This is a genomic window from Thermostichus sp. MS-CIW-40, assembly GCF_054058315.1.
Genome location: NZ_JBSSAC010000059.1, coordinates 1 through 13,917, shown reverse-complemented (window position 1 = coordinate 13,917; position 13,917 = coordinate 1). Strand labels below are relative to the sequence as shown.

At 61.5% G+C, this 13,917-nt stretch carries 10 protein-coding genes and 1 tRNA gene; 2 read left to right on the top strand and 9 right to left on the bottom strand.

Annotated features, from left to right (window positions below):
- Positions 1–124 precede the first annotated feature (124 nt).
- Positions 125–925, bottom strand: a complete 801-nt coding sequence (locus tag ACVWXF_RS13125; RefSeq protein ID WP_457474611.1) for a photosystem II S4 domain protein — start codon at positions 923–925, stop codon at positions 125–127.
- Between the two features lie 68 nt (positions 926–993).
- On the opposite strand from ACVWXF_RS13125, the gene ACVWXF_RS13120 reads away from it, so the two are divergent.
- A tRNA-His gene (locus ACVWXF_RS13120) sits at positions 994–1,066 on the top strand.
- A 323-nt stretch (positions 1,067–1,389) separates the two neighbouring features.
- Here the strand turns inward: ACVWXF_RS13120 and ACVWXF_RS13115 are convergent.
- From ACVWXF_RS13115 to ACVWXF_RS13100, 4 genes are all read right to left on the bottom strand, one after another.
- Positions 1,390–3,483, bottom strand: coding sequence for a hydantoinase/oxoprolinase family protein (locus ACVWXF_RS13115; protein ID WP_457474610.1), 2,094 nt, complete (start codon positions 3,481–3,483; stop codon positions 1,390–1,392).
- Positions 3,484–3,497: 14 nt separating this feature from the next.
- Positions 3,498–4,748, bottom strand: coding sequence for an ATP-binding protein (locus ACVWXF_RS13110; protein ID WP_457474609.1), 1,251 nt, complete (start codon positions 4,746–4,748; stop codon positions 3,498–3,500).
- A 90-nt stretch (positions 4,749–4,838) separates the two neighbouring features.
- Positions 4,839–5,129: a hypothetical protein gene (locus tag ACVWXF_RS13105; protein ID WP_457444625.1), complete on the bottom strand. Its 291-nt coding sequence runs from the start codon at positions 5,127–5,129 to the stop codon at positions 4,839–4,841.
- Positions 5,130–5,194: 65 nt separating this feature from the next.
- Positions 5,195–7,078, bottom strand: a complete 1,884-nt coding sequence (locus ACVWXF_RS13100) for an FAD-dependent oxidoreductase (protein WP_457474608.1) — start codon at positions 7,076–7,078, stop codon at positions 5,195–5,197.
- An 87-nt stretch (positions 7,079–7,165) separates the two neighbouring features.
- On the opposite strand from ACVWXF_RS13100, the gene metG reads away from it, so the two are divergent.
- Positions 7,166–8,722 (top strand): methionine--tRNA ligase, encoded by a 1,557-nt coding sequence (metG, locus tag ACVWXF_RS13095; protein ID WP_457474612.1) that lies wholly within the window; start codon positions 7,166–7,168, stop codon positions 8,720–8,722.
- On the opposite strand, the gene ACVWXF_RS13090 is transcribed toward metG, so the two are convergent.
- The 4 genes from ACVWXF_RS13090 to ACVWXF_RS13075 all read right to left on the bottom strand — a co-directional run bounded on the left by ACVWXF_RS13090 (position 8,719) and on the right by ACVWXF_RS13075 (position 13,559).
- Complete coding sequence (locus ACVWXF_RS13090) at positions 8,719–9,267, bottom strand: hypothetical protein (protein ID WP_011433807.1); 549 nt, start codon at positions 9,265–9,267, stop codon at positions 8,719–8,721. The genes metG and ACVWXF_RS13090 overlap by 4 nt on opposite strands.
- Positions 9,264–9,635 carry a YtxH domain-containing protein gene (locus ACVWXF_RS13085; RefSeq protein WP_011433806.1) on the bottom strand — a complete coding sequence of 124 codons (372 nt, stop codon included), beginning with the start codon at positions 9,633–9,635 and terminating at the stop codon, positions 9,264–9,266. The genes ACVWXF_RS13090 and ACVWXF_RS13085 overlap by 4 nt, the downstream gene beginning before the upstream one ends.
- A 112-nt stretch (positions 9,636–9,747) precedes the next feature.
- Positions 9,748–12,186 (bottom strand): primosomal protein N', encoded by a 2,439-nt coding sequence (gene priA / locus ACVWXF_RS13080; RefSeq protein ID WP_457474607.1) that lies wholly within the window; start codon positions 12,184–12,186, stop codon positions 9,748–9,750.
- Between the two features lie 8 nt (positions 12,187–12,194).
- Positions 12,195–13,559: a hypothetical protein gene (locus ACVWXF_RS13075; protein WP_457416402.1), complete on the bottom strand. Its 1,365-nt coding sequence runs from the start codon at positions 13,557–13,559 to the stop codon at positions 12,195–12,197.
- Between the last annotated feature and the right edge of the window lie 358 nt (positions 13,560–13,917).

The window sequence follows — 13,917 nt, the reverse complement described above, 5'->3', positions numbered from 1 at the left end:
CAACTCTTTGCCGCAAATCCAAAGAATGAGTCGGCATTCCTTTCTCTCCTTCCTCTTGAATACCTGTACCCTATTTTAAATTAAAAGGCTGTAACGATCTCCCCAAACTCAGACAGGAAAAAATCTAGAGATACCGCCTCATTTGCACTCGAAAGCGGCCTTTTTTCGTTTCGGCTACCTCTTCGATTTGCAGCCGACCCCGACCGCGAATGGCAATCCAATCCTGAGGGCCAACGGTGTAGCTGGCTTGGGTAATGGGCTTCCAATTGACCCGCACTTCCCCCCGTTGGATTTCTTCCACCATTTTGCTGCGGGAGATGCCAAACCCAGCTGAGGCTACCGCATCCAGGCGCAAAGAGGCTTCCACGCTGGTGATGGATTTGACGCGGGGGGGTTGAATGTTCAACTGGCTCAGGGGGATCCGGCTCACTTTGACAGGCACTGTGCGCACCTGAGTCAGGTTTAGGGTGAGGTAGTCCACCATTTCGGGCACAACGATGGCCTGGGCGCCTGAGTCCCCCAACAGGAGGATGTCTCCCACTTTCTCGCGGGCGATGCCGGCTCCCAAAAGGGCTCCCAGAAAATCGCGGTGGGTGGCCGGGTCGAAGAGAAAGTTGCCTTGAATCTGAATGGCGGCCAATGGGATCCCTTCTGGGTCGGGCTTGGGATCCCGGACATCCAGACCCACCTCAGAGCGGGCCAGGGCTATGCGTTGGCGTTCTGCTTGGGGGTACCCTCCCCAGGCCCCCACTTGTAGTTCGGTCAAGTTGCACAGCCGAGCTTGCACCTCTGCTATTTCCGGTGGCGAGAGGAAGTCGCTCCAGACCACTTGCCAGGTTTTGAGAGCTTGCTCTCCCAAATCCAAGACCCGTGCCAAGGTTTCTCGATGCTCTGCCCCTCGCAACAAATCGGCTCTGGGTAGCATTTGGGGTGCTTCGACCTCTGTGGTTCAGTCCCGTTTTTCTCATGCTAAGCTAGATAGCCGGAATCACGGCGGGCGTAGCCAAGCGGTTAAGGCAGAGGATTGTGGATCCTCCATTCGTGGGTTCGAGTCCCATCGTCCGCCCTTGAGGGAAATCGCGAAAATCCAGTCAGGGCAAGGGCTGCAGAGGCCAGTCCATCTATCTAGACCCTGACAAACGAAAACAGACAACACCCTATCTGGACGCAAAAATCGTGAAGGTATTCGTCAAGGTGATCTGGAGCACCTGCCTCTCCCTCTCAAAACAAGCTCTGCTGTGGTCTTTCAGGTTAGGGTGAGACACCTGGGCTACTGATCGCGCCAGCGGGACGGAGTCCTTGAAAAGCCTTCTGGCCCCATGCATTCAATGTCTTGGGTGTGGGTGCAGTGTCCTGGTTTGCATCGAAACTGCCTTACGGGTGAACTCACTAAAACTCCGTCCCGCCATTGTGAACACAGCTCAAGATTAGGGTTCCCACTTCGTCAATGACACCTGTCCAACCGGCTTCGATCACCGCAGTTGCCTCCGGCATCTCGACAATTGCCGGCCCGCGCAGTTGAAACCCCACATCCATGCGCTGCCGATCGTAAACCGGCACCAGGCGCATCCTGCCCCCAAACCATGCCTCTCGCCGACCCTTGAGGGGATCCCCTGGCAAAGGGTGGGGTGCAGTCAAAGGCACGGTGGGTAGGGCCTGCACCGCCTGTAGACGCAACTGAATCACCTCCACCGGCTGGGCTGAATCTTGCCATCCATAGCGTTGTCGGTGGGCCTGGTGAAACTGCTGTTCCAGATGAGCAATCGGATCCGACAACCGCACTGGGATCTCCAACTCAAAAGACTGGCCGCGATAGCGCAAGTCCAAGCTGAAGTGCAACGCCGGCTCCTGCAGATCGGCTTGGGCCTGGCGGATCAGGGGTTCTGCCCATTGGGCCAGCAGGGATCCCCCTGAAGCGGACGTGAGCTGCCGCAGAGGTTGGAGGATGGCCCGCCGATAGTCTCGCCGCAGATCCGCCAGAGCCATTCCCAGCGCCGAGAGCACCCCACAGGCAGCCGGGATCAAGATCGTGCGGATGCCCAGCTCTTCTGCCAAAGCACAGGCATGCATGGGCCCGGCTCCGCCGAAGGCCAACAGGGCAAAATCGGCGGGATCCAAACCCCGCTCCACGCTGATCACCCGCAAGGCCCGCGACATGGCGACATTCGCCAAGGTGCGAATGCCAACGGCAGTTTCCTGCAAGCTCAAACCCAAGGGATCCGCCAGCGTGGCAATAGCCTGTTCCGCCAGCTCCCGCCGTAGCTGCACCGAGTTGCCCAGCCGCCCGCCATCCGGCAGGTACCCCAGCCAGAGGTTGGCATCGGTAACCGTCGGAGCTGTTCCCCCCCGACCGTAGCAGGCCGGCCCAGGGTTGGATCCGGCACTCTCTGGCCCCACCTGGAGCCCACCGCCGGGCAGCAAATGGGCCAGGGATCCGCCGCCGGCACTGACGGTGTGGATGTCAATTTGGGGCTGTTGCACGGGCAAGCCGCACACCACCGCTGCGGGAGTAACCTGGGGGATCCCATCTTGGATCAAGGCCACATCTGTGCTGGTTCCCCCCATATCGAAGCTAAGCAAGTGGGGGTAGCCACTCAGGCGACCCAGATAGGCCGCCCCGTAAACTCCGCCTGCCGGCCCCGAGAGCAAAGCCACCGAAGCATGAGCTGCCGCCTGAGCAATGGAGGTCACCCCGCCGGAAGACTGCATGATCAAGGGCTGGGGGATCCCTCGCTCCCGACATCCTTGGGCCAAGCGGTGCAGGTAGCCCGCCAGTGCCGGGCTGAGGTAGGCATCGATGGCGGTGGTGCTGAAGCGCTCGTATTCGCGGAACTCCGGCGCCACCTCGCAAGACAGGGAAAGGTGCAGATCGGGAAAAGCCTGCCGCAAGGCCGTCCCCAGCCGCTGTTCGTGCTCCGGGTAGAGAAAAGAAAACAAAAACCCCACCCCAATAGCGCGGATCCCATCCCGCTGCACCCGTTCCCCCACCTCCTGCACCACCCGCCGGATTTCGGCATCGGTGAGCGGCTCCAACACTCCGCCCGCGCTGCAGCGCTCCTTCACCTCCAGGCAATGGTGGCGGGGCACCACCGGCTCCGGCTTGGGCTGTGTCAGGTCATACAGAGAGGGGCGGTTTTGACGGGCAATGGCCAGCACATCCCGGAAGCCCGCCGTGGTTAGAAACAGGGTGGGGGATCCCTTGCGCTCCAGCAGCGCGTTGGTGGCCACCGTCATGCCATGGCAGAACAGGTCAACCCGGAGCTCTCCTTGGAGCGCCCCCAGCTTGTCCAGCGCCGCAAAGACTCCCTCCTCAGGGCTGGGGGTAGACAGCACCTTCGCCGTCTGCATCTGGCCATCCTGCAAGAGCACCAGATCGGTAAAGGTGCCCCCCACATCGATCCCCAGGCGGGCCAAGCTGCGGCTTGCTTCCGTCTGATCCAGATTGGCCGGATCGAGGTTGCTACCCAACGCTGATGCGACCATGGCTTCTATCGCTTCTATAGTCCATCGCTGTCCTTCACCAGCCCTGCCCGAACGGCATCCAAGAACTGGCGGGCAGTGCGACCGGAAAAGCCGTTTTGCTGTTGGGCCCAGATTAAGGCCTGGCGGCGCAGGGCATCCAGAGATTGGGTGAAACCCAGCCGCTGGGCCAAGTGTTCTACGGTTGCCAGGTAATCTCCCTGGGTGAAGGGGGTGAAGGTGAGGGTGAGGCCGAAGCGATCCCGCAGCGACAGCTTTTCCTGTACGGTATCCCAGGCGTGAACTTCTTGATCTTGGGGATTGGGTCGGTCGCCGAAAAACTCGCGGATGAGATGGCGGCGGTTGCTGGTGGCATAAAGACGCACGTTGAGGGGCGGCGCGACGAGATCTCCCTCCAGGAGCACCTTGAGCTGCTTAAACTCGGTTTCCTCTGCCTCAAAGGAGAGATCATCCACAAACAAGATAAAAGGCAACACCTGCGCCCGCAGCTCTGCCAAAATTTCCGGCAACTGAATCAAGTCTGTTCGCCTCAGCTCCAATAGGCGCAACCCCTGCGGGCCGTAGCGGCGCAACAACGCCTTCACCAGAGAAGACTTGCCGGTGCCCCGCGCCCCGTAGAGCAACACATGCAGGGCCGGATCTCCCCGCAGCAGGGCTTCGGTGTTGGCCGCCAACTGCTGTTTCTGCCGTTCGTAGCCGTAGATCTCCTCCCAGTCAGACAGATCGGGAGCGGGGATCCCTTGCAGCCCTGATGCCCCCCAGCGAAAGGCCCAGTAGCGAGCACAGATTCCCACCCCTTCTCGGCGATAGTGGGCAATCAAGTCCTCCAGGCTCAGGCCCCAATCGGCAAAAGGGCGGGGATCCCAGCCAGCGCTATCGGTTTCCCCATCGGGCCAGGGGATCCCCAACCCCAACGCCTGCATCTGCTCGGCAATGGTCTCCTGACTGTCCGCTAGGGTTTGCAGACAGCGCAGGTCGTGGCGGGCCGCCTGCATAAGAGGCTCTGGGATCCCTTGGGGCTGCAGCGCCGCGCGGGCAAAGGGGTTATCGGCCCAGCCAATCTCCCGGATCAGCCACTCCCGCCAGCTCAGGCCCTGCCGGGCCAACTGCTCAAACCAGCACCCGTAGGCCCTCCAGCACGGCAGGGGATCCCCACTCATCAACTGCTGGATTAGCTCCTGCCAGGCTAGGGCTAGGGGGTGGGTGCAGATATCCCGGAATACCAGCAGCTTGGCCGCTGCTTCTGCTGCTTCTTGGAGGGGGGTCATCGCTTGAAGCCGCTCTAACTTGGCGTTGCTTATCCGCTCCCTAGGGGAGGAGACTGGGGGTAGTTGCGTTAACAACACGGAGCGCTTGAGTTACCTGGCATTGTCCCGCCGGCCCAGTTCATAGAGGCCTCCACCGACGCAGGCGATCAGGCCGCAGGAGACGGCCCAGCTTTTGCCCAAGGAGATCTCCGTCAGGGCTACCACCAAGCCTGCTGCCAGCAAAAAGGGAAGGGTGCTCAGCAAGGAAGCCAAAGCTCCACTGGGATCCCATGGCAATTGCTTTTCCCAGCTCTCCTGCAGCTTTTGATGCAGCGGCGAAAACCCCCACATTAGCCCTAAGCCCCACAGAGCCGTGGCGGCCCATAAAGAGGGGCGAAGCATCTCCCAGCCCACAAGTCCAACCCCAACGGGATCCACCGGTCAACTCCCAACCCTGCCTTTCTAGGCTAGCGGGATTGGGCCCAATCGGTGGCGGTAATGGTGGTGCCAGGAAATTGAATGGGGTTGCCCAAGCTCTGGATTTGGGCCTGGAGAGCTGGCAACAGCCGCAAATCCAAAAGCGGCTCCTCCACGATCTCCGCCGGGATCAGATCCCGTTCTAGGGCAAAGTGGGCCGTGTGGCCGGCGGCGGTGCCAATGACCCATTCCACCGGATGCACCCGGTAGGAGGCACTGGCAATGCGGCTGGTGGCGATATTTTTGTTGCCGGCTAGCAGATTGTCAATGCGCTGGGGGATCAGAGCCCGCAGGGGGATCTGGTAAGGGTAGCTGGGGGCCTGCGCGTCTTTGTTGTTGCTGGGGGGCAGGGAAAAACCCGGCAGCAGGCAATCGTGAAAGTCGATGGGGTACTGGCCCACCCCCACTGAGTCGTAGAAGATAAAGGGGCGACCACGATTCAACTCCGATTCCCGCGTGGTGATATCCGACTCGTAGATGGTAAATCCCTGCGGGTAGGCCCCACTGGGGCGACCGATGATGCGCCGCGACTCGCGGATATAAGGGTACTTGGAGAGGCCGCTGGCAGTTCCCATGGGGGTATTGGGCCCCCGTAGGTAGGCATAGCGCAAGTAGAAGTCTTTTTGAAAGTTGGGATCCTCCTGTTGCAGGAGAAAATCCGTCCTTCCCGCCACCAGCCAGTAGAAAAAGCCCTTAGCATGCTGCTCAGCTCGCCGCAGGGCTTCCACCCGCAGGCCCCCCATCCAGCCGCCCGGCTGCAGTTGGCCTGAGGCCTGCAGTTGCTCGTGGGTAAGGATGAGGTTCATCTCCGGGCCGGTGATGCGCCAGTCGTTGCCCCAGGTCCAGTTCTGCATGGATTGATCCCCCACCCGGATGGCCTCTTCCCCAAAGCCGAACACCTGCCCCCGGATGCGGCGGTAGGTGAAGATCAGCGCAAAGTTGAAGCGAGGGTGTTCGTAACTGTAGTAGGGGCCGTGCAGGGGATCGTTGTAGAACTCGGGCTTGATGGGGACTTGGGGCACAGCAGAGCGCTCCAGGACAAAGGTGTAGGTGAAGCCCTGGGTACAGTAGGGATCCACGTAGGGCTTGGAGCTGGGTTCCCAGCGGCTTTGGCCATCAGTTCCCAGGCGGTAGGGCACCCGCGCCAAGGGCAGCAGCTCGCCGGTTTCGGTGGCATCGATCACCACCCAGGGCAGGGTTTTCCCCTGGCGTTCTGGCGGCGGCTCAAAGCGCAGGATCTCCTTGTCCCAGTCCTCGGTGGGTTCTAGACGATAAAAATCGAGAAAGTAGCTGGAGAGATCCCCTCGATTCTCTGGCTGGACGCCGGCGTGTTTGGGGATGTTGCGAATGGCCTGCACACTGCGGATCTGAGAGTCTTTGATCTCCAAATCCTTCACTACCGTCTCGGTGAACAGCCGCAACTGCCCCGACTGCAGATAGGGATCCAACATCTCCCGGATAACCTGATGGCCCACCTGAGGGGAAAAGCAGAGCACGCTCACCCAGCATTTGCCCGGATTGGGATCCCCGCCGTATTTTTCCCGTACCCGCCGGCGAAACTCGCTGTAGCCTTTGGGAAAGATGTCATTTTCTCGTTGCAGGGGTCGCTCGTCCAAAGCGGAGACTCCCTGGGCGCTCACCTGCCCCCCGATCCAATCGCTGATCTCCGTCATGCACACCTGCCGGCCCAGTTGCAGCGCGTCATAGGCCGCCGCCACCCCCCCCAGCCCACCCCCCGCGATGAAAATCTCACAGGGGATCCGGGTTTCCGGCAGGGGCGCCGTCGAGGGTTGGGCCAGGCCCGCTCCCGCCCCGAGGATCCCTACTCCCAACGCCACACCGCTCCACCCCAGAAGGTTGACCTGAAGTTTCATCGAATGACCTCTCCACACCCACGCTACAGCTTGGCCTTTTGGACTTTCCCGCAACCTCTATCATGGGAGAAAGCCTTGGGGATGCTCATGCCGGATTCCACCTTTGTCATCACCACCCCCATCTACTACGTCAACGCCGCTCCCCACATCGGCAGCGCCTACACCACCCTGGTGGCGGATGCCATTGCCCGTTACCATCGCCTGCGGGGCAAGGATGTGCTGATGGTGACGGGAACCGACGAGCACGGCCAGAAGATCCAGCGTACCGCCGAAGAACGGGGCGTTCCGCCGCAGCAGCACTGTGATGAGTTTTCTGCCGAGTTTGCGAAACTGTGGCACCTACTCCACATCCGCCACGACCGCTTCATCCGCACCACGGATCCCCGCCACAAGGCCATTGTGCGGGAGTTTTTTCAGCGGGTCTGGGATCAGGGAGATATTTTCATTGGGCGGCAGCAGGGGTGGTACTGCGTTGCCTGCGAAGAGTTTAAAGACGAGGCGGAGCTGCTGGAGGGAGGGTTTTGCCCTCTGCACCCCACCAAGAAAGTGGAGTGGAAAGATGAAGAAAACTACTTTTTTCGCCTCTCCCGCTACCAGGAAAAGCTGGAAGCCCTCTATGCCGAGCAGCCGGAGTTTATCCAACCAGAAAGCCGCCGCAATGAGGTGATTAACTTTGTCAAGCAGGGCCTGCGGGACTTTTCCATCTCTCGCCCTAGTGTCTCCTGGGGGATCCCTTTTCCGGCGGATCCCGGCCAAACCCTTTATGTTTGGTTTGATGCCCTCATCAACTACATCAGTGCTGCTTTGGATCCTGACGACGAGCCCACCTTGGCAAATGCCCTACGCCGCTACTGGCCTGCGGATGTGCACCTGGTGGGCAAGGATATTGTCCGCTTCCACGCCATTTACTGGCCGGCCATGCTCATGTCCGCAGGTCTGCCCCTGCCCAAGCAGGTGTTTGGCCACGGCTTTCTCACCAAGGATGGCCTCAAGATGAGCAAAAGCCTGGGGAACACAGTGGATCCCTTTGAGCTGGTGCGCCAGTACGGCGCCGATGCCGTGCGCTACTACTTTCTGACGGAAATCGAGCTGGGCAAGGATGGCGATTTCAGCGAGGGCCGCTTCGTTGACGTGCTCAACGCCGATCTGGCCAACGATCTGGGCAATCTGCTCAACCGCACCCTCACCATGCTCAAGAAATATCAACCGGACTACCGCATTCCCGCAGTTGGGATCCCTGCAGATCACCCCCTCAAAACCTTGGCCGAGACCCTTGCCCCTCTGGTGGCCGCGGCCTACGAGGGGATGGATCCCAGCTCTGCTGCCCGCAAAGCCCTCAGCTTGGCCCAGGCCAGCAACAAATACCTTGATGAGCAGGCTCCTTGGACGCTGCACAAGCAAGGGCAAAACGAACGGGTGGCCCAGATTCTCTACGCCGTTTTGGAAAGTGTGCGCTGGGTGGCAGTCCTGCTCTCCCCCCTCATTCCCGCTCTCAGCCTCAAGATCCTGCAGCAGCTGGGGTTCTCCCTCGCCGACACCCTGCAACTGCGCTGGGATCCCGATGCGACTTGGGGCCAGCTTCCCCCCGGGCAAGAGCCCCAGCCTCCTACGCCTGTCTTTCAGAAGATCCTGAGGAACGCCTAGGGATTGGCGATGTCCGGTCGGGAAGATTGGGCAGCGGCTTGGGATCCCTCTGGTGTGGCTCCGCCGGCAAAAGGGCGGTCACCTCCCAGGGGAAGTGTTGATGAAGCAGCGGAGAAAGAACGGTTGGATGGGTCGGATGGGCGCAGCCGCGGGTTGTGAATCGCGCCAGTGGTGGGGGGCACTTCGCCGGACAGCGTCTGCCAGGCTGCCCGTACCCCTGCCCAAAAGCTGCGGATATTGACTTGGGCGCCCTGGGCTTGGGTGCGTGCTCCTTCGATGGAGCGGTTGACCTGCTTCACCACTTGCCCAGCCCCTTTCACCCCTTCGTCGAGGCTGTCGGCAATCTCGCTCACTTCCAGGCTGGTCAGGCGCAGGGCCTCCAGCGTGGGCGGCAATTCCCGCAGCAGCGTGTCGAAAAAGCGCTCCACGCTCTGGGCAGCTCGACCCAGTTGGATGACGGCAGGTAGTAGGGTCAGGATCACTGCCAAAATGCCCACTGCTACCAGGCCTACCGAGAGGCCGAGCCAAAAGACCGGGTCGTTCATCCCGCCGCCTCCTCCCCATCCCGAGCTTCTAGGTCAGCTTCTTCCCCGCCAAAGGGACGCGAGTTCTGGGCTTGGAGCAGCTCCCTTCGCTTCTGCAACATGGCTTCTTTGCCCACCGCCACTGCCTGCTGCAGCCGCAGCAGAGCCTCATCCAAACTGCGTTGGGCAGCGTCGAACAACTTTTCCGATTGATATTGCAGACTGCTGGTCACATCTTCTGCCACCTCTGGCAGGGCCTCTGCCGATTTCTTCAGCAGTCGCCGCGTCTCCCGTCCGCTGCGGGGAGCCAAGAGCAGGCCAATGGCGGTGCCCACAGCAGTTCCCAGCAACAGCCCACCAATAAACGCGCCAGTCCGGTTTTCAGCCATGCTTTGCCAGAGTTGAGTTGGATACGGGTGGCCCCGAAACCAGACTACCTTAAGATCTCGCGGGAAGATCTCGCGGGATCGGCGGGCTTGCCGCGCGCCGGGTCAACTGTTCCTAGAGAATCCGCAGGGGATCCACATCTATGCTGACGCGGATCCCTTGGGGGGGATGGCCAATGGCGGCCTGAATCTGGGCAGCCAGCTTCGGGCGATCCCAACCTTGGTCGGGCAGTTGCTTCAACAGGATCTGCCAGCGGTAGCGTCCGGCAACCCGCTCCACCTGGGCCGGCCCCGGCCCCAACACCTCTGCCGGGATCCCCTGTAGGCGTTCGGCCACCCGATGGCAGTAGCGCTCCAGGGCTTCCAGGCGGGTGCTGCTCAAGCGGATCAAAATCAAAGCTCGGTGGGGAGGATAGCCCCCCTCTCGCCGTTGTTGCAGTTCTGCCTGCAAGAAGCCCTCGTAATTTTGGGCCAGTACCGCCCTCAAAATCGGGTGCTCCGGCAGATAGGTCTGGATAATCGCCTGTCCTGGCAGGGATCCCCGGCCCGAGCGCCCTGCCACCTGGGTGAGCAGTTGAAAGCTGCGCTCGCCGGCGCGATAGTCGGCTTGGTGCAACAGCCCATCGGCGGCCATCACGCCCACCAAGGTTACCTGGGGTATGTCCAGCCCTTTGGTGAGCATTTGCGTGCCCACCAACACCTGGGCCTTGCCGCTGCGAAACTGCTCCAGCAACTCTCGATGGGATCCCTTGCGGCGGGTGGCGTCGCTGTCGTAGCGCAAAATCGAGAGCTGGGGCCAATGCTGGTGCAGCACTTCCACCACTTTTTGGGTGCCGGTGCCGAAGTGCTTCAGGTAGGGGGATCCACAGGCGGGGCAGCGCTGCGGATGGGGTTGGCGGGCGCCGCAGTAGTGGCAGCGCAGTTCCTGCCCGCCGAGATGGGCCAGATGAAAGGTGAGAGAAACATCACAATGCTCGCAGGTGAGGACAAACCCGCAGCTACGGCACAAGACGAAGGTGCTGTGGCCGCGGCGGGGGACAAAGAGAATGGCCTGTTCCCCTCTGTCCAGCGTCTGCTGCAGGGCCTGGTGTAGACGGCGGCTGAGGATGCTGCGGTTGCCGGCTTGGAGCTCCTGGCGCATGTCCACCAGCTCCAGTTGGGGCAGGGTGGCCGGGATCCCAGCTTGGGGGATGCGCTGCGGCAGAGCCAGCCGGATCCACCGCTGCGGATCCTGCAGATGGGCGGCATAGGTTTCCACCGCTGGGGTTGCACTGCCCAGGACCAGGGGACAACCGGCCAGCTCGGCCCGCCACTCGGCCACCTGACGGGCGTGGTAGCAGGGCTGGGGCTGATCCTGCTTGAAGCTGTCGTCGTGCTCTTCGTCCAAGACGATCAGGCCCAGCTTGGACAAGGGGGCAAACACCGCCGAGCGGGTGCCGATCACCACTTGGGGGGTGGAGGACAGCATCTGCCGCCAGGTGTCGTAGCGCTCGCCTTCCGAGAGGCCGCTGTGGTAGGCCCACACCTGGGATCCCAGCCGCGCCCGAAACCGATCCATCAGTTGCGGGGTAAGGCCGATCTCGGGCACCAGCACCAGCGCCGACCGTCCTTGCTGCAGCACCTGGGCGATCACCTGCAGGTACACTTCCGTTTTCCCAGAACCGGTGACCCCGTGCAGTAAAAACCGCTGGAACCGGCCCAAAGCTTGCCGGATCGCCTCTACCGCCTGGGCCTGGGCGGCCGTCAAGGGCCTGGGCGGATCCCGCCACCCCGGCAGGCTGGCATCTCCCAGCCGCAGCAGTGGGCGCTCGTAGAGGTGGACACGGCCTTTGCGGGCCAACCCCTGCAGAACCGCTCGGCTCACTCCTGCTAGGCGCTCCCACTCGGCGAGCAGCAGCTCTCCCCCCTTCTGCTTGAGGATCTGCAGCGCCTTCTGCTGAGGGAGGCTCAGCCCCTCTGGGGAGTCGTCGGCCAGACTGGCGGCCAGCTGGGTTTTCACCCTGCCCCCCTGTTGCTCCTGCCAAAAGCTCTCCACCCAACCCCGTCGCTGCAGTTCCCGCAGGGCGAGGGCGGCAGTGGGCACCTGCTGTTGCACATAGCGCCAAGACAGCTCTCCCCCTTTGGCCTGAAGCAGCTGCAGCAGGGTTTGGGCAGCCGGCGAACATTCCTCCCCTTCGGCAGGGAGCCTGAGCAAGCGGACACGCCGCTGAGAACGGCTGAGCAAGCCGGGGGGCAATACCGTGCGCACCACCTGGGCCAGAGGGGTGAGGTAATAGTCGGCCACCCGCTGCAGCAGGGGCCAGAATTCTTTGGGCAGGATCCCTTTGGCCACCACCGCCTCGATCTCCCGCACCGACTGCGGATCCACCCCTGCCGGCAGCTCGGAGCGCCAACCCAAGGCCACTGCCCCCGCCATTTGCTGACCAAAGGGTACGCTGAGCAGGTCGCCCGCTTCTGGCGCGGATCCCTCTGGCACACGATAGGTAAAGCAACCCCCCAAATGGGGATGATCCACCCACACTTCCAGCCAGCGGGGAGGAACAGGCTGCAACACGGGATCCCTCACGGACGGGGCAGAAACCTCGGCAGATCGACCGCCCGCTTGCTTGCCCGAGACGGTAGAGGTTGGGCCAGGGGCTGAATTGTAGGCTTGGCAGCAGGGGTTGGAGACAGAGCCTGGCCAAGGGACTCTGTTCGCGTGAGGGCGCTGGAGGTATCGGCCCGAGGTGGGACATCCAAGCCTTTGCGTTCCAAAGCCGCCTTCAAGCTCAGCACATGCATCTGCTGCTGCTCGTATTTTTCTCGGAGAGAGCGGTTTTCTTCCCACAGGGCAGCACGCTCCCCTTGCAGGGCTTTGATCTGCTCTGCTTGCTTCTCCAGTTGCGTGGACAAGGTTGCAATTTCTTCTTGCAGATGGAGAATGGTTGCCTGCGCAGAGCGCAACTGTGGCTGCCAGTCGGGTTGGGCGGCCAACTGCTCCAAGGCAGCCTGCAACTGCCGCTCCATGGCGGAGAGATGCTGCTGGGCTTGGGCGTACTGTTCCTGCAGATGGCGGTGCTCTTGCTGCCAACGGGTAACTTCCGCCTGGGCTTGAGAGAGGGCCACTTGCAGCGCTTCGGCCTGGGCTTGCCACTGCTGTTGAAGCTGCTGCTGCTCCCGGGATCCCTGGCGCAGATGCTCCTGCTGAGCTTGCAAAGCCGCCAATTGAGCTTGGGCTTCGGCCAGGGCTGCTTCTAGCTCTTGCCGTTGTTCCCGCCAGCGCTGCTCGGCCTCGGCTTCCGTCTCGGCATAGCCCGCCAAACGGGCCTCGAGGTGTTCCCGTTGCTCCTGCCAGGCTGCCTGTTGGTCGCTGTACAAAGCCCGCAGGCTGCTCAGCTCCGCCTGAGTTTCGGCAATTTGAGTGCGGGCCAGAGAAAGCTCTGCCTTAAAGCGTTGCAGCATTTCCACCCGCTTTTCCGCCACATCCTGGGCTTCCAGCAGAGAGGCCTGCAGCTCCTGCTGGCGCTGTTCCCATTGACGGCGCTCCTGAGCGTGGGCCAAGCGTAGCTGCTCAATCTGCTCCTGCAGGGCCTCGATATCCTGCCGCTGCCGTTCATTTAAGCGTTGCCGAGCAGCAAGCTGAGCTTCCTGATCCGAGATCTGGACTTTCTGAGCCGCCAAAGTCTGCTGCAACTGTTGCAAGAGATGCTCCCGCTCCTGCAGCGCCTTCTCTTGTTCGGCCACCTTCTGGTGCAAAGCCTGCAGTTGTTCCTGAAGAACTCGCCGCTCTTGGAGCTCGGCTTCGGCTTTGAGCAGACGGCTCTCCAAGGGCTGTTGCTGCCTCAGGGCCAAATGGCGCTCCGTGCTGGGATCCGGTTCGGATGCTGAACAGCCCGCATGAGTCTCTGAAAGGATGGGATCCGAGTCACCTGAAGAGGGAGCACGCATAGATTGAAGGAGAGATGAAGAAGCGGGAGCAAATGATAAAGTTCCCTGCAGTATAGAGAGATTTTTGGGCGGGTTCAAGCCAGAAGGGTGATCTTGTAAAATCTCCTGCTGCTCCGCACGGCGCGGAGTGCTATCGGCCTGTTTTGGCCGCGCTCTTGCTTCTGAGGTTCCCAAATCCCCGGACTGGGCAGAAGGGCTTGGCTTACTTTTTTTCGGCCGCGAGGCCCGATCCCGACCGGAAGAGGTCTCCCCTTGCTTGGGCGTGCTGATACATTTACGCTGAACACTGCTGAACATCACTGTTCAACTATGCAGCGATAGCATTCTGTTTGTTTCCATTCGCGTTAGCGGGACGGAG

What these genes read in the sequence shown, in the direction of transcription:
- ACVWXF_RS13100 (WP_457474608.1), bottom strand. Translation starts at nt 7,078, where the DNA reads ATGAAACTTCAGGTCAACCTTCTGGGGTGGAGCGGTGTGGCGTTGGGA.
- ACVWXF_RS13090 (WP_011433807.1), bottom strand. Translation starts at nt 9,267, where the DNA reads ATGAACGACCCGGTCTTTTGGCTCGGCCTCTCGGTAGGCCTGGTAGCA.
- ACVWXF_RS13115 (WP_457474610.1), bottom strand. Translation starts at nt 3,483, where the DNA reads ATGGTCGCATCAGCGTTGGGTAGCAACCTCGATCCGGCCAATCTGGAT.
- ACVWXF_RS13105 (WP_457444625.1), bottom strand. Translation starts at nt 5,129, where the DNA reads ATGCTTCGCCCCTCTTTATGGGCCGCCACGGCTCTGTGGGGCTTAGGG.
- metG (WP_457474612.1), top strand. Translation starts at nt 7,166, where the DNA reads ATGCCGGATTCCACCTTTGTCATCACCACCCCCATCTACTACGTCAAC.
- ACVWXF_RS13125 (WP_457474611.1), bottom strand. Translation starts at nt 925, where the DNA reads ATGCTACCCAGAGCCGATTTGTTGCGAGGGGCAGAGCATCGAGAAACC.
- ACVWXF_RS13110 (WP_457474609.1), bottom strand. Translation starts at nt 4,748, where the DNA reads ATGACCCCCCTCCAAGAAGCAGCAGAAGCAGCGGCCAAGCTGCTGGTA.
- ACVWXF_RS13075 (WP_457416402.1), bottom strand. Translation starts at nt 13,559, where the DNA reads ATGCGTGCTCCCTCTTCAGGTGACTCGGATCCCATCCTTTCAGAGACT.
- ACVWXF_RS13085 (WP_011433806.1), bottom strand. Translation starts at nt 9,635, where the DNA reads ATGGCTGAAAACCGGACTGGCGCGTTTATTGGTGGGCTGTTGCTGGGA.